Annotated in this window: 15 protein-coding genes and 1 pseudogene; 8 read left to right on the top strand and 8 right to left on the bottom strand. The window is 33.3% G+C overall.

Annotated features, from left to right (window positions below):
• Positions 1 to 3: 3 nt before the first annotated feature.
• The 3 genes from MY04_RS21675 to MY04_RS21665 are packed head-to-tail and all read right to left on the bottom strand — an operon-like array spanning position 4 to position 7,240.
• The gene (locus MY04_RS21675; RefSeq protein ID WP_066214274.1) at positions 4 to 3,033 is read right to left on the bottom strand and encodes a SusC/RagA family TonB-linked outer membrane protein; all 3,030 of its coding nucleotides are present in this window, start codon (positions 3,031 to 3,033) and stop codon (positions 4 to 6) included.
• A 14-nt stretch (positions 3,034 to 3,047) separates the two neighbouring features.
• A complete protein-coding gene (locus MY04_RS21670; RefSeq protein ID WP_158297838.1) occupies positions 3,048 to 4,472 on the bottom strand; it encodes a hypothetical protein in 1,425 nt (474 codons plus the stop codon).
• Between the two features lie 44 nt (positions 4,473 to 4,516).
• Complete coding sequence (locus MY04_RS21665; protein ID WP_066214267.1) at positions 4,517 to 7,240, bottom strand: sugar-binding domain-containing protein; 2,724 nt, start codon at positions 7,238 to 7,240, stop codon at positions 4,517 to 4,519.
• A 365-nt stretch (positions 7,241 to 7,605) separates the two neighbouring features.
• Here MY04_RS21665 and MY04_RS28120 point away from each other — a divergent pair, with 365 nt between their 5' ends.
• The 5 genes and pseudogenes from MY04_RS28120 to MY04_RS21645 all read left to right on the top strand — a co-directional run bounded on the left by MY04_RS28120 (position 7,606) and on the right by MY04_RS21645 (position 9,594).
• Positions 7,606 to 8,013 carry a transposase gene (locus MY04_RS28120; protein WP_084006056.1) on the top strand — a complete coding sequence of 136 codons (408 nt, stop codon included), beginning with the start codon at positions 7,606 to 7,608 and terminating at the stop codon, positions 8,011 to 8,013.
• Between the two features lie 25 nt (positions 8,014 to 8,038).
• On the top strand, positions 8,039 to 8,272 hold the full coding sequence (locus MY04_RS28115; protein WP_158297837.1) for a hypothetical protein: 234 nt from the start codon (positions 8,039 to 8,041) through the stop codon (positions 8,270 to 8,272).
• 420 nt (positions 8,273 to 8,692) lie between these two features.
• Positions 8,693 to 8,872 (top strand): hypothetical protein, encoded by a 180-nt coding sequence (locus tag MY04_RS21655; protein ID WP_066214265.1) that lies wholly within the window; start codon positions 8,693 to 8,695, stop codon positions 8,870 to 8,872.
• A pseudogene (locus MY04_RS28350) lies at positions 8,788 to 8,976 on the top strand (AraC family transcriptional regulator); the annotation flags it as partial. The gene MY04_RS21655 and the pseudogene MY04_RS28350, both read left to right, overlap by 85 nt.
• 138 nt (positions 8,977 to 9,114) lie before the next feature.
• On the top strand, positions 9,115 to 9,594 hold the full coding sequence (locus MY04_RS21645) for a helix-turn-helix domain-containing protein (protein WP_066214261.1): 480 nt from the start codon (positions 9,115 to 9,117) through the stop codon (positions 9,592 to 9,594).
• A gap of 125 nt (positions 9,595 to 9,719) precedes the next feature.
• Here MY04_RS21645 and MY04_RS21640 read toward each other — a convergent pair whose 3' ends face one another.
• The 4 genes from MY04_RS21640 to MY04_RS21625 all read right to left on the bottom strand — a co-directional run bounded on the left by MY04_RS21640 (position 9,720) and on the right by MY04_RS21625 (position 15,444).
• A complete protein-coding gene (locus tag MY04_RS21640) occupies positions 9,720 to 11,279 on the bottom strand; it encodes a sulfatase family protein (RefSeq protein WP_084006192.1) in 1,560 nt (519 codons plus the stop codon).
• Positions 11,280 to 11,338: 59 nt separating this feature from the next.
• Positions 11,339 to 13,228: a sulfatase family protein gene (locus MY04_RS21635; protein WP_066214255.1), complete on the bottom strand. Its 1,890-nt coding sequence runs from the start codon at positions 13,226 to 13,228 to the stop codon at positions 11,339 to 11,341.
• A gap of 269 nt (positions 13,229 to 13,497) precedes the next feature.
• Positions 13,498 to 14,598 (bottom strand): serine hydrolase domain-containing protein, encoded by a 1,101-nt coding sequence (locus MY04_RS21630; protein WP_066214252.1) that lies wholly within the window; start codon positions 14,596 to 14,598, stop codon positions 13,498 to 13,500.
• 6 nt (positions 14,599 to 14,604) lie between these two features.
• Positions 14,605 to 15,444, bottom strand: a complete 840-nt coding sequence (locus MY04_RS21625) for an RDD family protein (RefSeq protein WP_066214250.1) — start codon at positions 15,442 to 15,444, stop codon at positions 14,605 to 14,607.
• A gap of 779 nt (positions 15,445 to 16,223) precedes the next feature.
• On the opposite strand from MY04_RS21625, the gene MY04_RS21620 reads away from it, so the two are divergent.
• On the top strand, positions 16,224 to 17,153 hold the full coding sequence (locus tag MY04_RS21620; protein ID WP_066214241.1) for a response regulator: 930 nt from the start codon (positions 16,224 to 16,226) through the stop codon (positions 17,151 to 17,153).
• 9 nt (positions 17,154 to 17,162) lie between these two features.
• Positions 17,163 to 20,513 carry a hybrid sensor histidine kinase/response regulator gene (locus MY04_RS21615; protein WP_066214238.1) on the top strand — a complete coding sequence of 1,117 codons (3,351 nt, stop codon included), beginning with the start codon at positions 17,163 to 17,165 and terminating at the stop codon, positions 20,511 to 20,513.
• 454 nt (positions 20,514 to 20,967) lie between these two features.
• On the opposite strand, the gene MY04_RS21610 is transcribed toward MY04_RS21615, so the two are convergent.
• Positions 20,968 to 22,083, bottom strand: coding sequence for a ChaN family lipoprotein (locus MY04_RS21610; protein ID WP_066214235.1), 1,116 nt, complete (start codon positions 22,081 to 22,083; stop codon positions 20,968 to 20,970).
• Between the two features lie 256 nt (positions 22,084 to 22,339).
• Between MY04_RS21610 and MY04_RS21605 the strand changes: the two genes are divergently transcribed.
• Positions 22,340 to 22,876: a hypothetical protein gene (locus MY04_RS21605; protein WP_066214232.1), complete on the top strand. Its 537-nt coding sequence runs from the start codon at positions 22,340 to 22,342 to the stop codon at positions 22,874 to 22,876.
• Positions 22,877 to 22,926: the final 50 nt, after the last annotated feature.

The raw sequence follows: 22,926 nt of genomic DNA, 5'->3' as shown, positions 1-22,926 counted from the left end.
ATTTTAGAAGTTCGCATTTATTCCAATCAAAAATGTTCTTGGTACAGGGTACGATAAATAATCAATACCAAAAGCCGTAGCACTACCTGCTGATGCTGTTTCAGGATCTAAACCTGTATAGTTGGTAATGGTAAATAAGTTTTGAGCTGATACTGAAACCCTCAATCGATTATCACCTGTTATATGTTTTGGTAAAGTATAACCAACCTGTAGCAATTGCATTCTTAGGTATGAACCATCTTCAACATAGAAAGAAGATACCGTATTGTAGTTTTGGTTAAGATCACTTATCGATAATCTTGGGTGAGTGTTCGATGTTCCTTCTCCATGCCAAGCTGAATTATAAGTACCTGCCCATACATTTTGGCTGTAATTACCTGACATGAAATTGTACTTGGTAGTATTGAATACATCATTACCAAACTTACCATTAAAATTGGCTGTTAAATCAAATCCTTTATATTCAAAACTAAGATTTAAACCTAGAACTATACGAGGAGCTGGATTACCAATAAATGTTTGATCATCTCCATCAATTACACCATCACCATTTAGATCTCTAAATCTAATATCACCTGGCTTAGCATTTGGTTGCATCAATTGACCTCTATCATTGGTATGCGAATACACCTCTTCCCATGTTTGGAATAGACCATCCATTTGATATCCGTAGAATAAACTCACTGGATTTCCTTCCATGGTTCTAGTAATAGTTGTACTAGATAGACGACCATCGTTATATGGTGTTCCATCCACTAACTTTAATGCTGTAGATTCGATTGAAGATAGGTTTAAACCAATGTTGTAAGTCAACTCATTTTTTGTTTCTCTCCAATTGATTGAAAATTCAAAACCTCTTGACTGTAAACTACCAATGTTGGCCCACATTCTAGAATTCGGATTAGGGTAACCTAAATAAAGAGGGTTATCTTTTTGCATCAACATATCATGTGATGTCTTTTGGAAAACATCCGCAATAACGGTCAATCGGTCATCAAATAGTCCTAAATCAATACCAAAGTTGAAGTCCTCTACAGTTTCCCACTTTAAGTTTTTGTTTCCGATAGAAGTTAATGATGTACCTGGAACTCTTTCTCCATTTAGAGTATAATCTGTATATCCAATCAAACTTAAGAAAGCAGCATTTGATATAGATTGGTTACCCACTTGTCCCCAGCCTGCTCTGATTTTCAAATTAGAAACCGTCTCACTTCCTTTCAAGAAATCCTCTTCACTTACTCTCCAAGATGCAGATACTGATGGGAAAATACCATATCGTTGTGCTTTAGGGAATTTAGATGATCCATCCGCTCTTACTGAACCTGTTAAATAGTACTTGTTATCGTAATTGTATTGAAATCTACCTAATACCGAAACTAACGAAGAAACCGAAGCATTACCAGACCCGAATTGATCACCAGTACCCATTGACACATAGTGGAAGTTAGGATCACTCGATGGAACACCTGTTCTACCTGCTTGAGACCAATCATTATGGAATTTTTCCATTGTGAAACCAGCTAATACATTGAAATTGTGTTTCCCAATCTCTTTCGTATAATTTAGTGTATTGGTCCAGTTCCAGTTATAATTCAATGTGTTTCCTCTGTAGATCGAACTAATTTCACTTTGTTCTAAGTTATCGATATAAAACTCAGGATTAAACTGATTAGTCTGTTGATAATGACCATTAAGACCAAATTGAGATTTTAATTGTAACCCTTTCAAAATATCATAGGATACATGTGAGTTTAATAAGCCACCAATTGCTTGACCATTATTATTGTCTATAGCTCTATCTACAATACCCGCTGGGTTTCTTACTTGGCTATTGTAAGAACGTTGGTAATTACTATATCTATTATCTGTCCATTCTTCTTCAGGCTTATAGACCGGCGTGGTTGGATCCATAGTCATCGCTGATTGGATCACATTTGGAGTTCCTTCCCAACTTTCAATTCTTGGGGCAAAATCAACTCCAAATTTCACTTTATCATTGACTTGATATATTGTATTGAAACGTGCTGTAATTCTATCATAATAACCCGCATCAAATTGAGATTCTTGTTTATAATAAGATAGACTTCCAGAATATTGGATTTTTTCTGCTCCTCCTTGGAAACCAAAATTGTAGTTTTCAGTAATTGCATGATCATTCACTACTTGATCCCACCAATCTGTACCCTCAGACAAATCACTCAAAGGATTCCATCTAGGCTGAATTCCATCGTTTAAACTTCTGGCCTTGTAGACCATTTCAAACTCATCTACACCTGCCATATCCGGTTTCTGCATTTGCTGAACACCTACAGTTGCTTTAAAGTTGAACTTCATTGGCCCTTCTTTACCTTTTTTTGTAGTGATTAAAACTACACCATTAGAACCACGAGTACCATAAATTGCAGTAGCTGATGCATCTTTTAAGATCTCCATACTTGCAATATCATCTTGGTTTAAGAAGTTGATATTATCTCCAACTGGCATTCCATCTACTACAAATAATGGGTTTGATCCATTGATGGTCGTCATACCACGAATAATAATTGATGGTGCTGTTCCTGGATTACCTGTTGAGTTTGTGATTTGAACACCTGCTGCTTTACCTTGTAAGGATTGTAAGGCGTTATTTGTAGTGTTCGATTCTAACTCTTCAGCACCTACTGAACTAATGGAACTTGTTAAGTCTGATTTCTTTGCAGTACCGTAACCGATAACTACAAGTTCTTCAAGTTCTTCGACAGAGATTTTTAAGGTGATATCAAATTGTTTTTTTGTGCCAACAAAAATTTCTTGTTTGACATAACCTATATAGCTAACCACTAAAACACTTTCTTCGTTAGCTTGATCAATAGTGAATTCACCATTTAAATCCGTAATAGCACCATTAACAGTACCTTTCAACTGAACACTTACTCCAATAAGTGGTTCTCCTGCTTCGTCTTTTACAATACCCTTGATGACATCTTGGGCAAAAAGAGTGTTGGATGTCAGTGCTAAAAGTAGCACTGACAATAAAATTTTTATTTTTTTCATGATGATCGAATTGGCTAATTAATAAGGTAGAATTGAGATTTTTTCAGGTGAGAATCAAAGACATATCTATATCTTCCTGATTCTGGAATTGTTTTATTCTGTGGATCTACTCCACCACCCTGAACATTGTATAAACAAGATGTACCATCATTCCATTTCCAATAACCTTTAGGGTACCACCAACCCCATGGATGATGAGAAACCAAGAATGCTGCAATTGTGTTACCTGCTTCAAGATTCATTTCTACAGACCATCTATATTTATTGTTTTCATCTCTAGTCATCTTAGCTCCTTCTGTTGGTGTCCAATCAGCATAACCAGGGATGTTTCTTCCTATTACCATTAATTCTATTTCAAAACCTCCATATTCTTCAGTCATATGAGATCCCATTGGATCTTCTTCAGTAGGAGCATATTTTGTAATGGTATATGACATTTCCTCAATATTAATAGATACCTCATAGTAACCTACTTCATCTAAAACAATTGGCAATGCAGTATTAGCACCATCTATATCAAGTAGAAGTTGATCATTATTTCCTGGATCAACACCATATAAATAAGGAGCAAATGATGTTTGAGGAGTGAAAACAATTTCGGTACCCGCTTTTTCCGCATAATATGAAGTATGATAAACGAAATCTTCTGTTTTATCCATCAATAAAGGTCTCCCAATTAATGTATTTCTAAATTGTGATTCTTCTTCGAAATCAATCAAATACATAGAAGGGAAATTAGGAGTAGCTTGTACTTCTAAAGTGCTTTCTGCTATAGTTTTGTTTCCTCCATTGTCCATTAGAGTTACTGTGATTGGATGAAATCCAATATTTTCGCCCACTAAAATATTTTTGTTGTAGGCAAACTTCATCACGTCATCAAAATCAGTAATTTGTTCTGAGTAAAAGTCGCCTACTTCAATATCGATAGAAGCTAGAGACATATTATCTACCGCTTCAAAAATCAAATTAATTTCTGCAGTAGGTGAGCTTAACAAGAAGTAATCTTTCTGAGGGTAAATAGTAAATTCAGGTGCTGTAAAATCGGCATCCATTGTAATTAGTACCTCAGTTTCCGTTACTCTGTTTCCTAGGTCAAATACTTGTACAGTTACTGGATAAGACATCCCCGTTAATGTATCTTTTGAGAAGATATCATAGTACAATTCATATTCATAAACTATAGTATCATCTTTATGAAGCATAATATCTTTATTAAGAAACAGTCCTTTGTTCTCTAAGTGAATATGATGTAAACCATCTTTATCAGATATTAATCCTTCTAAAGTGATAGTTGCACCAGGTTCTGTTTTGATATGTTCTTCATTCATCTCGACAATTGGAGGCTGACCATCCACATCTTGAAACTTATCATCAACTTGACAAGAAAACATAAGTAAGAATGAGGTCAGAAAAATTAGATTTGTAATAAAATTTCTCATTTCAATTCATCTTTAAAAAGTATAATAAACGTTGTAAATAGATTTTAGAGCGCTAACTTCCTCTGAATGTTAGAAAGTTTTTCCTCTTTTTCAGGGTTGAAATCATCAGATTTCATATAAGTAATAATACTGTTGTATAGGCTTCTAGCCACTTTTCTTTCCTTTGGTAATTCGTATAAATTAATAGTTGAAACTAATAGTTTTCCTTTTCCAACTTTTGCTTCAAAAAGTGTTGAAAGATCTCTGTTTTTATAAAAGTTATCTACTACTGTAACCAATGGATCTACCTGCAAACCTTCAATTTGGGCAGCTTTAGACTTTTTACAAATGTCCCACCACTGCCAATTGGTATGATATTCTGTAGGAAAATTATTAAATACTTTATGGTTTGGATCACAAAGAATACCCATTGTACCAGCCTGGTCCGGAAATAAAATAGGACTCCAGAATACAGGAACAAATTTCCCCTCAACTCCCTTCGTTTTCTTCAAATTTGATGTAAATAAAACATCCTTTCCATTATTCAATGCTTTTTCTGCTTTTGACCAATTATCAGTAATAATAATACTTTCATGGTCTAATAAAGAGGTTTCTGGGTAGACCCAAATAGACCATTTATTTTTATACGATGTATTGCTAATTTCAATTTCAATATCCAATTTTTTAGGTTGAAGGATTGAATTTAGTTCAAATTGGATGGAAGCTATTGTATTTACCCCTCTTTTAATATTCTTATTTTCTATCACTCCATTTTTGATAACGGAATTATCTACACAATCAATAACTTTCCATTTCACATTTTGTTGAGATAAGTCTTTCCAGTAATTAGCCATTTTGATAGTTCCCTCAAAAGTTTCTGTATTTGAGAAAACTGCCTTGTCAAAATCAAGTAGTGGCACTAATTCAGAACAAAATTCTTTAAATCCATCTGGAGAAATAATTCCCTTAGAATCCCAAAATGCATCCAATATTCCTACAAGGGCCATACCTTGACCTGGGAAATCATGTAAATCCAACATTTGAATTCCAGAAATCTCTTTCGTTTTCAAGGCTCTTTCAATTTCTTCTTTATATAGGATTTTAGCCAGCTGTCCAGAACTTTTTAAGTAATCATCAGCTCGATTAAGGATACCTTTGGCTTTCATATCGTTTCGAATGGCCTCAAAATTTAATGGTTGTAATACTCCATTATATTTATCAATCTCCTTCATATTTGGGAAAACAGAATACTGTCCCACTTCATGGGTGATTACAGGTACATCCACAAAAGATAAGCTTTTTGAGAAATCAATATTGAACTGTGGTGGATAAGCATCAAATACACCTTGACCTCTAATCCATCCATCTTTTGACCATTGAGTAATCCAATAATCGTCTGCTGGCTCTGGTATAGTACCATGAGGTTGTTCAAAAGAGAATGTAGATACCGTGTATAAATGTCTGTTATCTTCCTTTTGAAGTTTCTTTACTAAACCGTTCAATAAATCGAAATCACCTTCTAATTCGTTCCCCATAGACATTAGACAGAAAGAAGGATGATTACCATAACTTTCGATTATTCTATCTGCTTCTTTTTCCATCCATTCTACCATATTGGGGTCAATACCATATTCTAACGACCAGTTAGGTAGTTCGACCTGCAAATAGAATCCCATTTTATCAGCTACTCTAAAAGCTGCTTCTGGAGGACACCAAGAATGAAAACGAATATGGTTTAAACCGTATGCTTTTGACGTTTCAAATACTTTTTTCCAACCTTTTTCATCCAAAGGAGTATGACCTGTTAATGGGAATATCGCACATTCTAGCGTACCTCTAAAGAATGTCTTTTCATTGTTGATGAAGATATCATTCCCTTTAGCAACAACTTCTCTTAACCCAAAGAAATCTTCTCTTAAAATGTTGTTTTCATCACTGATTCTTAGTTTGTATAAAGTAGGATTAAATTCATTCCATAAATCAAAATCTTCTTTAAAAGTAACTTCAAATTGATTTTTAGAAAGTACTTCTTTTGTATAAAGTACTTGATTTGCTGTATCTAAAACGTCAAAAAATAATCTATTCTCATTTCCTTTTCCTTCTACTTTAATTGTTACCGATTTATTTTGAATATCGGTATTAATTCTAGTGTGATTAATGTTATAAGAAGCTGATGGAGATAATGTCATATTCCCAAGAACACCATTCCAAATAATCTGTGTTGTTTCTGTATAGGCATGTGAGTAATCGTGATTTTGATTAATAGCACGCACTCCTTTACTATCAAATAGATGATATTGTCTACTGTTATCAATACAAATAGTAATATCGTGTTCGCCAGGTGTTAGTTCACCTAAGTTTATTTTATGAGCAGAGACAAGGCTATTGTCCTTTCCTTTATATTTCCCATCAATCCAAACCTCTGATTTCCAAATTACTCTTTCTAGCTCTAATTCAATCGATTTTCCTTTCCATTCCTCAGGAACCGATACCTTTCTTTGGTACCACGCCGGACCGATATAAGTATACCTTCTACTTAGTTCAAATAGGTTATCTCTACTCATATCTGGAGTTTTGATCACTTTTGTACCTAATTTATTCTCGTCTAAAGTAGATGGGAGAAAAATTTCGGTTCCATGCTCGATAACCTTTGTAAACCATTCTTCTTCATGACCTTTATTTAAAGAGTCAAGTGCAACGGTCCATTCACCGGATATATCTATCCTTTGCCTTTCTTTGGTATTGCAGCCCCAAAAAATTATTAATAAAAGAGGTAATAACTGTTTCATAAATTTAGTTTGTCGTCTATTCTAATTGGTATACACAAATGTACTTCATACATTTATTATTTATAATGGTCTAAAATGTAATTTTATGGACAAAACAATAAGAAATGAATTGAGGATATTTTTGTCCATATTCTATACAATAATTTTATTTTAAAAAGGTTAAATAAAGCATATAACTTTTATCGTTATCCGTTTTTTCTTACTTGATATTTTCTTGAATAAATAAGCAATCAATATTACTTTGATTTTATTCTTATTATAAATGAAGCTATTTAAAAATAGATCTTAATATTTTGTGTTGCATTTAGAAATAAAGGTCTGAAAGGAGATATTTAATTTCCACAAAAAACAAAACCCTTCAGACCATGCATAAAGCGATACTAAATAAATATGTAACTCAGTATATTCCAAAAAATAAAAAAGGAAGAAAGCTTAAAGTTCCTTTATGGAGGATAATGAAAGCTATTTTTTATAAGATAAAAACAGGTGTTCAATGGCATCTTTTACCTTTAAAAGAATTTTTTGGTAAGACTGAAATATCTTACCAGACAGTGTATTACCATTACAATAAATGGTGTAAAAAGGGAATTTTCCAATCAATTTATAATGACTTGTTGTTTTCCTATAACCACTTGTTAGACTGTTCTCTTTTAAATTTGGATGGTAGTCATACCTTAGCTAAAAAAGGTGGAGATCAAGTTGGATATCAGGGAAGAAAAAAAGGGAAGACAACAAATTTATTAGTTCTTTCAGGCAATATCAGGACAGCATAATGACCTATTTAATATTAAGAATTTGATGTCCAAAATGTTGGATAATATTCTAAAAATAACTTATAGTTTAGATGGTTTATTTTTAAATGCAGATGCTGGTTTTGATTCCAAGGAATTAAAAGAACTGCTGGGAGGAAAGCATATCGTTTACAATATTGATCACAATAAAAGGAATACAAAGTCTCACACTCAAGAACTGGATGTTATTGATAATGAACTCTATAAACTTCGGTTTTCAGTTGAACAGACTAATGCATGAGTTGATAATTATAAATCTTTAAATATTAGATATATGACATCATCAAGAAATTGGATTCAATCGCATTATGTAGCATTCATGAGTATGTTTATGCGAAACAGGTTAAAAGTTAACTTTAATTTTTAAATCACTTCAATGATAAATGTATTGTACATATAATGATCAATAATATCATAATAGGTGTTATTTTTTATTACTACCCGAGGTGTTTAAGTAAAATAAAAACGTATTCAAATGACATAAATTAGGTCCACACTAATGTTGCAATATTTAACTATATATACATTAAAAACTTATATTATTATAAATAATAACATTTCACACAATGTATTTAAATATATTATGTGAAAGTATATTAGATATTTATTAATTTAATTTTATTTTTAAACAATATGAATGACCTGAAAAAATACTTTTGAAATGAAAAAGAAAGCTAGAGGTTTTGAAGGTGAAATTAGCATCAATTATAGTGATGACATCAAAAATATTTTACAAAAAAACCATTTTTTAATTCAATTTTTATCACAGACATTGGTTACTATCCTAAAGCTTTATATCATTTTAGAAAACGTGATAAAGGAGCAGAAGAATGCATACTAATATATAACATTACAGGTAAAGGGGTTGTTAACTTTCTCAATAAATCGTTTGAATTAAACTCAAATGAAGCGATCATTATTCCTAAAGGAGTCGCTCATAACTATCAAAGTGATGAAAAACAACCATGGACAATATTCTGGATACATTTTACTGGAAATGACATTCATCTTTTCGATGATATAATAGGCGAAAAAATATCCTTTTGCAATGAATCTGCAAATAAATACAAGGATAGAGTTAAAATGTTTGATGAAATATTGTATGTACTTGAAGCTGGAATGTCTAATGACAATATTGAATATGCAAACATGATTTTTGGTCACTTAATCTCTTCATTTAAATACACAAAACAATATAATCTTACAGAGAAAAAAAGTCATAACCTTATTATAAGTAAGACTTTAGAATACTTTAATAATCACATGAATTCAAGTATTAATATTAGTGATTTAGCGGAGTTGAATAAAGTATCTGTCTCCAGGTTTACAAGTGAGTTTAAAAAACATTTAAACAAAACTCCTCTTGCGTATTTTAATGAATTAAAAATTGAAAAATCTTGTGAAAAATTAAAATTCACAAACTTGAGTATTAAAGATATTGCCTATACATTAGGGTTTGAAGATCAATTTTATTTTAGTAGACAATTCAAAAAAATTAAAGGTATTTCTCCGATTAAATATCGTAGTCAAGTAAATTCAATAAAAGATGAAGTTCCATTATAGTTACTTATTACCAAAGAAAGACATCAAATATTTGATGGCTTTCTTAAATATAATGTACTTTAATTCTATATATATTTACATTAATTAATGACTTTATTTTTAAATTATAATTTATATTTTATCAATTAAATATCATTTAAGTTATTACTTTTGTAATGTTTTAATAGTAACATTAACTCTTTTGATTTTTCAATTTCAATCTTATTTAAATCATTCATTTCTTTTGGATCAAAAGCTAAATTAAACAATGAATATCCAACAATTTTTCGTTCAGAAAATGGTTTACCCCAAGTATGTTCTGGATGTAATTCTATCAATTTCCAACTTCCTTGTCTAATCGCTAATCCTGGTTTTAATCCTGTTGCTTCTTCAATAATAATATCAGCTCCTTTTTTATCTTCTCCTATAAGTGTTTTCCAAAGCATACGACTATCCGTTGCACTATTATTAGGAAGTTTCACATCTAAAAGTTGAGAAAATGATGCCAATAAATCAGTTTGACTAATTAAGGCATTACTGATTCCAGGGTTAATTTTATTGGGCCAACTAATGATAAATGGCACCCTTGTTCCTCCTTCTGTAATACGATATTTACCTCCAGTATATTGACCAGAAGCATCGTGTCCTCTATCTACTTCTTCTAACATATCCACACAGCCATCTTTATATCCTCCATCTTCATAAACAGGTCCATTATCACTAGAAAAAATTACAATAGTATTCTTTTCCATCTTTAATTCTTTAAGGGTATTCATCACTTCTCCTACTACCCAATCTAATTGAACCATATTATCCCCTCGATAACCAAGAGTAGTACTGCCTCTAAATTTTTGATGGGGTATTCTTGGAGCATGAATATCACTAGTAGTAAAACAAAGTAAAAAAGGATCTTTCTTATTGCTTTTTATAAAACTTTTAGCTTGTTCTAATAGGTCAATAGCCATATTTTCATCGCTCCAAACTGCACTCTTTCCTCCTTTCATATAACCTATACGACCTACCCCGTTGATTACAGAACAACTATGTTGACGGTCTCCCTTGTATAATGTAACTGCTTCTGGATTCTTTATAGCGTCTGGATAATTTGTTCCTTCTACATTATCGGGTATTCTTTTCCAGTAGGATACAGTTAGTGGGTCTTCGGAAGACAAATTAACTACCTTACCATTTTCAAGATATACACAAGGTACTCTATCATTTGTTGCCGGAATGATATAAGAATAATCAAAACCAAGAGAATTTGGTGTACCTAGAATTTCTTTATTCCAATCAATTTTACCATTTCCTAACCCAAGATGCCATTTTCCTACAATACCCGTTTTATACCCTGCATCTTGAAAAAGATTGGCTAATGTATATTGATCGGGCTCAATCAACATTTTTGCATCACCTTGTAAAATAGCTGCATTAGGATTTCGAAATGCCAATTCCCCTGTCAATAAAGAATATCTTGATGGAGAACAAGTGGCTGCAGCTGAATGTGCATCCATAAATTGAATACCACTTTCAGCTAATTTATCGATGTTCGGTGTGGGTATAAGCTTTGAGCCATAGCTACCTACATCTCCAAAACCGACATCATCAGTATAAATAATGACAACGTTTGGTTTGTTCTTTGTTTGAGAACAAGATATACATCCTATAAAAGAAAGCAGTAGTAATTTTAAAATAAGTTTATAATTCATCTTCATATTGATCTTTTATGATGGATATAATTCCAACTACAAGTCTTGATTTAATAGTTTTACCAGTGATACTGATAGTACAATGGTACATCGAAACATAGATATTTAAAGATATCAATACTTTCTGATACCAAACCATTCTTGTTGTTTTTACTTAATTCATCTATATCATCAGCAAAGCCTAATGCTACTTCTTTAGGGTAATAGATAATTTCTTGAAGTGTCTGTACTACCAAATAAGGGTTTTTATGATGAATGTATTCTTGAAGAATTTGCTTTGCTTGGCTAGAATTTAGTGTTTTGAACAATATTGAAGCTGTTATTATTCTTGTTGGTGCAAAATTATCATCTAATAAACTTTCTATCTCCTTTTGATTTGGTTTTAAAACTTCATTACTCTGAGCAGATAATCCTAAAACTCCCCAATACCTAACAATTGGATCCACACTTTTTATAGCTTTCAATTGAGTATTTAAAGCTTCTTTCCCTGCTCCCGCAAGTTTGGCTACATTATAAATTGCATCAAAATCATAAGCTTCTGTATTCTTATAATCATAAGCTGTAGTTGTTTTCGCTAATGAATCTAACATGTACTCTGGTAAGAAATGTACATCTTTAATAGTTAATAGCTTTTCATCTAAAGCTGTACTCAACTTATTTTTAATTTTAGAAAACTTAGGATTTTCAGCGAGATTATTTACCTGCCAAGTATCTGCTTTCAAATCATACAAATATTCTTGACCTCTAATCGAAAACGGCTCTGATTGCACCTTATTCAATTCACTCATATTTTGATAAGCTCTAATTAATTGACGACTTGCACTATAATCAAAATACTTTTGCCAACTATATGCTGGTTTATTAGGGTAAAATACTCTTGTATAATAATATCTTCCATCTGAAACAGAACGAGTTAAATTCATTGATTCACCAGATCTATCTACTGATGAAAAAGCAAATTCTTGTTTCTCTGGATTTTGACCCATAAAAGGTTTTCCTGTCATATAATCAGGAGCTTTTATTCCAGCTAATCCTAAAACTGTTGGCCCTAGATCTTCGAATGTTACTGTTTGATCTGTCGACTTCTTTCCTTTAAATGGATTAAGATGTTTATATGCTTTTGGAACAATTACAGCCATAGGCACTTGATGTCCGAGTGCTGATCCAAAAGATTTTGAACGTAACGACCCACCACCATGATCTGCATAGATAAAGATGATTGTAGAAGATAGTAAATTGTCTTTCTTTAAATGATTGAATAAAGTATCTACTTCGTTATCTGTCTTTTTTAAAGCATTGTATGTTCTTGCTAATTCTTTTCTTAAAGCTGGGGTATTCTTATAGAAGTCAGGAATAATGATATCCGCATCATCTATAATTTCACTATCCTCTAACTTATCTAAAATTCTTTTTTTGTAATCGTCATATGGGTTTGTAAACGTTCTAGATTGATGACAATTATTAAAATTAAATACCGCAAAGAAAGGCTGACCTTCTTTACGATTCCACCATCCTGCTTTTCCACTACTTTCAGTCCAAGCTTCTTTTGATAACTTTTTTAATGCCGATGTATTATAATCTTCTTTATAGTTATTTGAAGTGTGGTATCCTGCTTCTTTTAAATAATACGGAAATGGTTTTAAATCCTCAGGAATTGGATAAGCTGAACGATGATGTCCCGTGCCGTAAGCATTTGTTCTAGTACCTGTAATTATGGTATATCGACTTGGTGAACAAACAGCCCCAGTGGAAAATGCTGCATCAAATCTAGTTCCTTGATTAATTAGTGAGTCTATAACAGGTGTACTTGCCACTTCGTTACCATAAGGTTTAAAATATTGTGGAGACATATCTTCTAAAACTATCCATAAAATATTTGGCGGTGGAGTTTCTTTCTTCTCAAGAGAAAATATTGATAATAATAAAAAAGCTAGGATATTATTTAACATGGCGAGCGATTATTTTAAGTTAGAATCTATTGCTTCTATTTAAAACAAAAGTAAATCATCCCCATAATTTTTAGAATAGTAAAAATTACACATTTATGGACAAAAAAGTTATCACCTTAAGATATCTATTTAAATTGTAAGATGACTGAATGTCAATTATTCCTATGTATCTTTTAGATAGCGACATTTAATTTACACCTATCAAAATTAATTGTAAATAATACTAACCGATCCATTTGCATTGAACACGATTAAAAACCGTAAAAAAATCACTCCAACAACTCCCCCGAAACCCTTATCAATTCATCTCTCAATTCATAAACTGCTTTTTGATGTTCCTCTGTAGCTGAATTAGCCATCACAATTATGGCACTACTCCTACTTGGTACTAATATCGTATGACAAAAATAGGTACCCGCACTGCCATCATGAAAGCTAATTTTTGACGTTTTGGTTTTCATGTTCCCCCAACCATAGGCATAATTATCAATGCCATAGTGCATTTTTTTGTAACTATCAGAAGTTAAGTAGTTGTCTTCTCCCATTAGACCATTTAGATGAAGTTGAACTAATCGGGCATAGTTTTCAATATTCATCGATACATCTCCCGCTGCCAAGGTGTAATCTTCTAACTTATAAAAATGAGTGGGCGATAAAGAAATCAACTGCTGATTTTCCTCCCAATGTCCCCAAGGGTATTTTTGGTTTTGCTTATTTGGAAATCCAATAAAATAGTCCAAATCTAGTGCTTTCATATGCTTATCCACCAACTTTTCGAAGGAAAGATGAGCGGCTTTTTCTAACATTAAGGAAGCTAGAATATATCCTGCATTAGAATAGGTTCCTTTTGCTACCGATTCTTCATTTAATACAAACTCAGAAAATTGTTTTCTTTTATCTGATATGGAACCATTTAACGTTGGAAGTTTTTCATACTCCAAACCACTCGTATAAGGCTGTATTCCAGCTTGATGAGAAAGTAAATCTCCTAATGTAATCTCTTGATATTCAGCCGAAATTTCATCTTTCAAATCCGAACAAATATCAAAAAATTTAGTGTTTAGTGATATCTCATCAGATTCTATCATTTTGAAAGCAATGAATGATGTGATCGCTTTGGTATTCGACCCCAAATGAAACTTATCGCTGAGTCTCACCTTTTGATTTTTTTCTATCCTAACTACTCCTTCAATACCAAAATAACAAGTATCAGATTGAACAACTCCCACTGCCATCGCTGGTATTTGATATTCTCTTTGATACTTCGAAACCAAAGAATCAATAGCTAAAGAAATATCTTGTGCCCAAAGCTGAATGGGAAAAAGAAGAAGTAAAAGAAAAAATTGGTTGGTGTTTTTAGTTGGGTGCATTATTATTTAGTTGGTATAAAAATCAATATTTAATTCTTCTTGTGTTCCGTTTTCGGTATAAATAATATCTAAATCCACTTTATGATAGGGAAACTTTTCTTTCATGATAGGTTCCACTAAACCTCTCACTTCGTTAATAGAATTTAGATAAACATTGGGTGATGCATATACTTTTAATTGAATGTATTGATCATTCATGTTCATCTCTAAAGAGTCAAAATAATAGCTAAGTTCATCATAAACGACTTTTTCATTGACAACAGTGTCCACATATGCTTGCTGATCATTAGCAATTGAACCAATAAAGTCTAACCAGAATACTAATGGTGACATACATATTCCCATTACTAAAACTGATAGAACGTATGAAATCCCAATTTTAGGAAAATCAACTTTTGTATTGGCTTTTTTATCATAAATGTCAACATAGGTCCCAGAGATATAATCTCCAATTCTCCTATGAGGATTAATCATCACCATAATTACCTCAACAGGCCATATAATAATTGAGATATTTCGTACAAAGCATTTAATAGGTGAGGCTATTTCATCAGTTTTATTATCATACACCTGAAGATTTGTAGCCAATTTCCCTAAACTTCTTCCTTTAAAAGCATCCTTACAGAAATACAAAGCATATATGAAACAATAAGGAATCATCAAGGTTTTTATAGAGCCAAAAAGTTGATCAGGATCGGGGTTTGTACCTGGAGAAGTAAAAAAATCAGACATCACCGACATTTGAATGGGTACTGCGATCATTCCCAATAAGAAAGTCATAGAAATATGGTCTATAATCATAGATACGAATCTTTCCCCAAAGCCTACTTTTCTGTTATAATCCATCTTCGTTGGTTTTTAAGTTTTTGATTTTCAAGTTTAAAAAATAATATCACGTTAAGATAAATAGTTGTTGTTAGTTCAAATACATCTATTTCTTTTGATATAAAATGTTTGCGACTGTAAAAGTAATTAATTCTTTTTTTCTCCTCATAAATATTAAGACACAAATCTGCTTTTAATATCAAATTGCTTTTTTAATAGAAGGATGAACACAAAGAGAAACGTCAAGAAAAATATAGATAGAAAGTATTCCATGAAATAGATCATAGTGAAATCATTTACTTTACCTGATACAATATCATTCATTTGATATAAATGAAGGGCTTCTCTATGAAATAGAATGACATAATAGAGTAAGAAAGAACACATAGTGATGATCAAAAGAGATAATCCTTCCATAAAATAAATTCGATGAGTATACATCCTACTCGAATAACACATTCTGATGATACTGTAAAGAAACAAATGCGATAAAAATTGAATGATAAACAAAAAGTTTAAAGGGAAAACAATAAATAAATCATGCAATTGAAGATCAACTTTAGTATCATTTAAAAACGTATTTCCAAACAATAATTGATTGATCAGAATGGTAATAAGAAAGGCGACAAACAGTCTGAAAAAAGTCTTGAAGAGTGTTTTTATTGGCATTTCAGGGAAGTCTGATAAGTTAATAATTAGCTAAGATAATTGATTAATCAATATTTCCTAACATTCGTTTTTTTCTCTACCTTAAACCTATTAAATTGAACGTTTTAAAGATTACGACCCATTTTTTTAATATGACAGACACAAAAAATTGCATTCTAATTGTTGACGATGCTGCTGAAAATATAGACATGTTGCGCGGACTACTAGGAAATGAATACAAAATCAAAGTAGCCCTAAACGGAAAAAAAGCCTTAGAGTTGGCTAAAAAAGCTCCTCAACCCGACTTGGTTTTATTGGATATTGTAATGCCTGAAATGGATGGATATGAAGTACTTAAGACCATGAAATCCGATCCAGAGTTGGAACATCTTAGCGTGATTTTCTTAACCTCTAAGGTCGATCCTGAAGATGAGAAAAAAGGGTTTGCTTTGGGTGCCATCGATTACATCACTAAGCCTTTTGACCCGGACATTGTTATTTCGAGAATTCGACCTAAAATCGAAATGTCTGTCAACCAAAAGAAGCTGAGGGAACAACTCAATCAACTTCAAAATCAAACCATTGAATCGGGTGATACTGAAAGTGAATGGCTGGATCTAATTGCCAAAGGAGAAAGCGAAACATGTGAATTTAAATCCACATTACGCTTCAATTTATATACTAAGAAACACGAATCACGCATCGAGAACCAATGTTTGAAGAGTGTCGCTGCTTTCCTTAATGGAAATGGAGGAACGCTTTTCGTGGGTGTCAACGATGATGGTGAACCTATCGGTATGAAGCCAGATGCTTTCAAAAACGAGGACAAATTGATGCTGCATTGGCATAATTTAGTAAGAGAATATATTGGTGCAGATATGGCACAATTTATTCATACTAAAGTCGTTGATTTGAAAGGAGAACAAGTATTAATTATCCAATGCGACCCTTCTTCTCGTCCGGTGTTTATGACACGCGACGGCGATGAAGCTTTTTATGTTCGTATGGGAAATTCCTCACAATCTCTAAAACCTAGTGAAATGCTGGCTTATGTTGATAGCCGCTACGGAACTGCTCGTTAATTCTATACTATGGAACAACAAATAAACAACAGAAGGGAGACCAAATTCTTCCTTTTAGCTTCTACCCTAACGATTATCGCTTTTGCATTTTTCGGATGGGAACTAAACAAAGCTTATAAAGATTTCCAAAGAGAAAGTGATATCATATGGAAGGTCGCTCAATTGCAAAAGGACATTATCTTTTGCGATGAAGTATTGACTACTTCCACAAAAATTGCTGCTCTGACTTCTGAAAAAAAGTGGGAAGAGAAATACAAACGCTATGAAGCTGTACTTGATAATGCAATAGTAAAAGCATTAGAAATGGACACTAAAGGTGAATTTGAAGCGCTCTTAAAAGGTACAGAAGCGGCCAACAAAAAACTAATTGATATTGAATCCAAGTTTTTTCAATTGATTCGAGATGGCAAAGCTGAAGAGGCTAGTCAATTGCTTAATTCCAGAGCATATCTTGATAATAAAGTGAGGTATGCCGACACAATGGAAGATTTTTCTGAAAAATTGGGAGGTCGTATCGATGAAGTATTTGAGGAAAAATCACAAAGAATCAAAATCGATTTAATCGGTGTCGCATTATCTATTATTGCCGCTATTTTCGCTTGGTACTTGGTGTTTATCAATAATAGAAGATTACACTCTCGCCTTTCTGAACAAAATAAAAAGTTGAACGAGAAGCTTGAAGAAGTAGAAGAACTAAATGCCAACTTAGATCAGAAAGTAGAAGATAGAACTAGAGAGTTAGGGATCTTTAGACGTTTTGCTGACTCATCGAGTAACGGTCTAGGCATGGCAGATATGAGAGATCAGTCTATTGTTTATGTCAACGAGTCATTACAGCATTTATTGGATGAAGACCATGTTGATGCTGTTTACAAAAAAACCGTTCAAGGGTATTACACTCCAGAATCTCAAAAGAAATTAGAAGAAGAAATGCTTCCTTCTGTGATGTCTACTGGGGCTTGGTCAGGCGAATTAGAAATGCTTACTGCTAAGAATAGAAGACTATCTACCTACGAAAATTACTTCTTAGTTAAGAACGAAAAAGGAGAGCCTATTTACCTTGCAGATATCATTATCGACATCACTCAGAGAAGAAAAGCAGAGGAGCAATTAAAATCGGCCAAAGAAATTGCCGAGGAAGCGGCCAATGCTAAATCCATGTTCTTAGCTAATATGTCGCACGAGATTCGTACCCCAATGAACGCCATTATGGGCTTAACGAACCTAGTGTTAGACACTCAACTAGACGAACGTCAGAAAAGCTTTTTGAAAAAGATACAGCTTTCATCTCAATCGCTTTTATCTATTGTGAATGATGTACTTGACTTCTCAAAAATTGAAGCGGGTAAAGTAGATATCGAGAATGTGTATTTCAATTTACAAGATGATGTACTCGAAAACATCATGAACGTAATTGGATTTAGAGCCAAAGAAAAAGGGATCACCGTTAAGTTTGATATCTCTTCTCAGATTCCAAAATTATTGAAAGGAGATCCTCTTCGTATATCTCAAATTATCTTGAACTTGATGAACAACGCCGTGAAGTTCACGCCAAAAGGTCAAGTGACTTTAAAGATAGGATTAGACGAAACGAAAGGACATACCAAACTTCATATCGAAGTAATTGATACCGGAATTGGTTTAACAGAAGATCAGCGATCAAGACTATTCCAAGAATTCAATCAAGCAGATACATCAACTACTCGTAAATTTGGTGGAACAGGCTTAGGGTTAGCCATTTCTAAAAAATTAGCCACGCTGATGAACGGTGAAATTGGTGTAGAATCTCAAATCGACGAAGGATCAAATTTCTGGTTCACTGCCGAAGTAGAAAAGGTTGCAGAAGATTCAATTGCTGGCAAACAACCTTATAAAGTAAGAAGCTTAATCGGTTCTACCGTTCTAGTTGTTGATGATAACGAAGAATCTTTGGTCATCCTACAAAACTACTTACACAACTTCGGTTGTAAAGTACATGTAGTGAAAAGTGGTGAAGAAGCCCTAGCCAACATCACCCAATCCGACATCACATACGATTTCATTTTAATGGATTGGAAAATGCCGGGTATGGACGGTATCGAAACGACACGTAAGATTCGTGAGTTATCAAAAATTCATGCAACCACCGATATCCTTATGGTAACGGCCCACGATAAAGAAGAACTTTCCGATAAAATTGATGAAGAAAGTATTTCAGGAATTATCGTAAAACCTGTCGATGAACAAGAGTTATTAGATACCTTGTTATCCCGTTTCGGCTTTGCGGCCAATAACGAATACAAGAAATCTCAGAACTTCCCAGAACACGTAAAAGGTGCTAAGATCCTATTGGTGGAAGACAATGAAATCAACCAATTGATTGCCTCTGAACTACTCGCTAAATTCGGTGTCTATGTAGATATTGCTGAAAACGGTCAGGTAGGTATCGAGAAAGTCAATAAAGCATTTGATGATAACGAACCCTATGAAGGCGTCTTGATGGATATACAAATGCCTGTGATGGATGGCTACACAGCTACTGAAGAGTTGCGTAAAGATGCTCGATACACTGAATTACCAATCATTGCTATGACTGCCAATGCGTTATCTCAAGATAAAGACCGTGCTAGAGAAGCGGGCATGACAGATCATATCGCCAAGCCAATTGATAATGCTCAGTTGTTCTCTATCTTAGGAAGATGGATTGAAGCCAAAGGCAATTATAAATCAAATGATCCTAAACTGCTCGAAAAATTAAAAGAAGCAGGTAAAGATATTGATGCAAAATCAGACATACAGATCGAAGGAATTGATACCGAAATTGCCATCAAACGATGTGGTGGAAATGAGGAGCTTTTCTTGAGTGTGTTGGATAAGTTCTTCAACAAGCAACAAGATACTTTAGTCCGCTTAATGGAACTATCAACTGATAAAGATTATACTGAATTAGAAAAAGAAGCCCACACGGTGAAAGGTGTTTCTGCTAACTTGGGTATGACGGAAGTATCAAAAGCGGCGGAACGTTTAGAAAGTTCCCTCAAATATTACGAAACCTATGATGAAGTAGCGTACAACGACTTATTAGTACAATTATCCATCATGTTAGAAAATATCAGACAGTTCAAAGGAGAAGAAGAAACTCAAGAATCCCCTCAAGAAACTGATACTCCAACCGAAATTGTATCCATAAATGACTTCCCTGATGAAAAAGCTCAGTTGCTTCAATTATTAGATGAAGGAGATCCTGAGGCGGGTGAAATTATTAAATCATTACTCGAAAAAGTAACAATCGAGGAAGAGAAAAATGGTTTGAAAGCTGCTCTAGAGTTTGTGCAGGAATATGATTTTGAAGAAGGATGTAAAGCTTTGGGAAATTTGTAGAAATTAAAAATGAAAAGTTAAAAGTGAAAAACGTGAAATGTTAAGGGTGACTTGTAAGTGGTTCGTGAAAGAGGAATGTGGTTAGAGAGAGTTCAGCGTAAGTCTTCAACTCACTAAGCCAAAGTACTGTTCTATAAATCAAGAAATTGAATGAGATTTTATCCTCACTAGTACAGAGTTCTGTCTAAAATTAAAGAATTTTTTTTTATAACTAGCGCGAGTCTCCGGACTCGTGCTCGCGTTATGAGGAGCGTAAATTCAGCACCTACGACCTTCTACTTACTACCTAAAAACGAGGTCGGGAGACCTCTAACGTTTATGGGCACCGATGACGCTTCGCTTAACATCGGCGCCAGTTTTACCTGCTACCTGCTACCTGCTACCTGCTACCTGCTACCTAAAAAAAATGCGTTAGCCTAACATTTCACGTTTTTAACTTTTCATTTTTAACTTTTCATTTAATCCCCCCATATCTTTCCTCCAAATCCACATACCTCCTAATCTGCCCAAGATATCCTTCCAACGTTTCCGGCGGTTTGTGCCAATTGGGATCTGGAATAAAAGGGTATACCTCAGTTTTATAGTCTTTTCCGGAAAAATAGGAGGCGTCTATCGTACAGCCTGTAAGTTCATTTAAGGGAGCTATAAAAATATATCCATCGCAAACATCTCCGAGTTTTAGGTGAGGTTGACATTCACTTAATGCACTATTATCTGTAAGGTTGGCGATGTTTCTACTTACATCAAATCCTATCTTCCCGATGTGTTTTTTTTCGATCATCTCTATCAAACGGCCATTAGCTGGAGATACGGATTTATAATTATTTTCTTTAGTGCCCAAAAAGCTTTGATGAAACAAAATTGTGAATACTTTGTCTCCAATTTCATCATATAATCTGTGACCTAAATAGGTATCTACAAAAGGACAGTTTTTATTTTCAATTGGTTTTGATGCATCATGTAAGAACTTGGAAAAAGCATGTGGTGTCCCAACTAGTAGTAGGGCTTTCTCTTTTTTATTGATCACCTGATCTTTTACTATTTCACATCGAAAAGAATCAATCTCACCTAAATGGAAAACTTCTTTTAATGATGCTTCTTGATGATTCATATCAAATTTCTCCCAATGAAATTGATAGCTTAAATTGATAATTCTAAACTTTTTTTCTTGAGAAGTCAGGGTCTGATTAAACTCCCAAACTTTATGATAAAGTTCGTGATATTCTAAGAACGCCCAACCTACATTATAAAAAAAGAACAGGTCTTTCGTTTTCTGGGGATCATATTCATCTGCAATAAGGAGTTCATCCAATTGTTCTTGCATCTCGTAAGCACCAAACTCCATTCCTAACTGATAAATACCGTTCCTGTACAAATGAGGAATCATATCTTGTATAAACTCTACATGTTCTTTTACTCCATGATCCTCTCCGAGCAACACAATATCATGGTTTTGAAACTTCTTAATGATATAATCCTTAGGCAATAATGGGTTTCTAAAATTCTCTTTGGGGGTTGAATTACAAGAGATCAAAAGGATGGTAATGATGAATATAAGTGAAAACCTCATGCTATGTTATTTATGTCGTATTACTTAAATAACGTTTTAAATGGAAAATAATTTCATCAGACAAAATTTTCAGGAGATTATTACTCTTTGTACGGACGTTGCACTGCAACGTCCCTACGATATATTAGTAAGATTTATATTTCCAAACATTTGCAAACACATAACACTAAACACAACCATCTCTTGTTATTGTCGTATCCATACAATTCGAACTTTAAATAATAACACTCTCTATTCATCTATTTTAAATAACGCTATGAAAAAAATTAAATTAGCATTACTATCTCTTGTTGTATTTTTATCATGTAACAAAGAAACTGTCGAAATAATTGAACCTATCACGACAACAAACAATCTAAAGGCTTCTTATATTTCTAATTATGCAAATGGCACTTCTGTGCTTCACTTGTATGAAGACAATACATTTGATTACACTTCTCACACTGAAAATGTGGATACAGTTTTTCAGAACACAGAAGAGCTTAAATCAATCTATTTTACTGTCTACCAATACAGCAAAATCACATTAAGCGGAACTGTAGAATCTATGGAAGAATTGCAAGACCCGAATGTTGCTGTCACACAATTTAAGTTTAATGTAGATCACTTTAGTAAAAGAGGGTATCAAGGTACTTGGCGTCCAAAAGATGGAATTCCTAATTCTATTCCTCGGGTCCTTTTTGAAGAAGAAGATGTGACTTCTAAATTTAATTTGATGATTTTGAGTAAGGATAAATTAACTACTCCAAGCAAGGAATTTGAATACCAAACAAAGTTCGCTCTAGAGAAATAAAAATAGGCGAGCATCAAGTTATTAGAGAGTACTTGATGTTCGCCTTTACT

This window comes from Flammeovirga sp. MY04 (assembly GCF_001682195.2).
Classification (GTDB): Bacteria; Bacteroidota; Bacteroidia; order Cytophagales; family Flammeovirgaceae; genus Flammeovirga; species Flammeovirga yaeyamensis.
Note: the sequence above shows the minus strand (reverse complement) of the source record. Positions and strands in the feature narration are given on the sequence as shown.

Excerpts from the sequence above, each read along its gene's own strand:
- MY04_RS21640 (WP_084006192.1), bottom strand. The coding sequence starts at position 11,279 with ATGAATTATAAACTTATTTTAAAATTACTACTGCTTTCTTTTATAGGA.
- MY04_RS21620 (WP_066214241.1), top strand. The coding sequence starts at position 16,224 with ATGACAGACACAAAAAATTGCATTCTAATTGTTGACGATGCTGCTGAA.
- MY04_RS21610 (WP_066214235.1), bottom strand. The coding sequence starts at position 22,083 with ATGAGGTTTTCACTTATATTCATCATTACCATCCTTTTGATCTCTTGT.
- MY04_RS21605 (WP_066214232.1), top strand. The coding sequence starts at position 22,340 with ATGAAAAAAATTAAATTAGCATTACTATCTCTTGTTGTATTTTTATCA.
- MY04_RS28120 (WP_084006056.1), top strand. The coding sequence starts at position 7,606 with ATGCATAAAGCGATACTAAATAAATATGTAACTCAGTATATTCCAAAA.
- MY04_RS21675 (WP_066214274.1), bottom strand. The coding sequence starts at position 3,033 with ATGAAAAAAATAAAAATTTTATTGTCAGTGCTACTTTTAGCACTGACA.
- MY04_RS28115 (WP_158297837.1), top strand. The coding sequence starts at position 8,039 with ATGTCCAAAATGTTGGATAATATTCTAAAAATAACTTATAGTTTAGAT.
- MY04_RS21630 (WP_066214252.1), bottom strand. The coding sequence starts at position 14,598 with ATGCACCCAACTAAAAACACCAACCAATTTTTTCTTTTACTTCTTCTT.
- MY04_RS21635 (WP_066214255.1), bottom strand. The coding sequence starts at position 13,228 with ATGTTAAATAATATCCTAGCTTTTTTATTATTATCAATATTTTCTCTT.
- MY04_RS21665 (WP_066214267.1), bottom strand. The coding sequence starts at position 7,240 with ATGAAACAGTTATTACCTCTTTTATTAATAATTTTTTGGGGCTGCAAT.
- MY04_RS21625 (WP_066214250.1), bottom strand. The coding sequence starts at position 15,444 with ATGGATTATAACAGAAAAGTAGGCTTTGGGGAAAGATTCGTATCTATG.
- MY04_RS21655 (WP_066214265.1), top strand. The coding sequence starts at position 8,693 with ATGAAAAAGAAAGCTAGAGGTTTTGAAGGTGAAATTAGCATCAATTAT.
- MY04_RS21670 (WP_158297838.1), bottom strand. The coding sequence starts at position 4,472 with ATGAGAAATTTTATTACAAATCTAATTTTTCTGACCTCATTCTTACTT.
- MY04_RS21615 (WP_066214238.1), top strand. The coding sequence starts at position 17,163 with ATGGAACAACAAATAAACAACAGAAGGGAGACCAAATTCTTCCTTTTA.
- MY04_RS21645 (WP_066214261.1), top strand. The coding sequence starts at position 9,115 with ATGTTTGATGAAATATTGTATGTACTTGAAGCTGGAATGTCTAATGAC.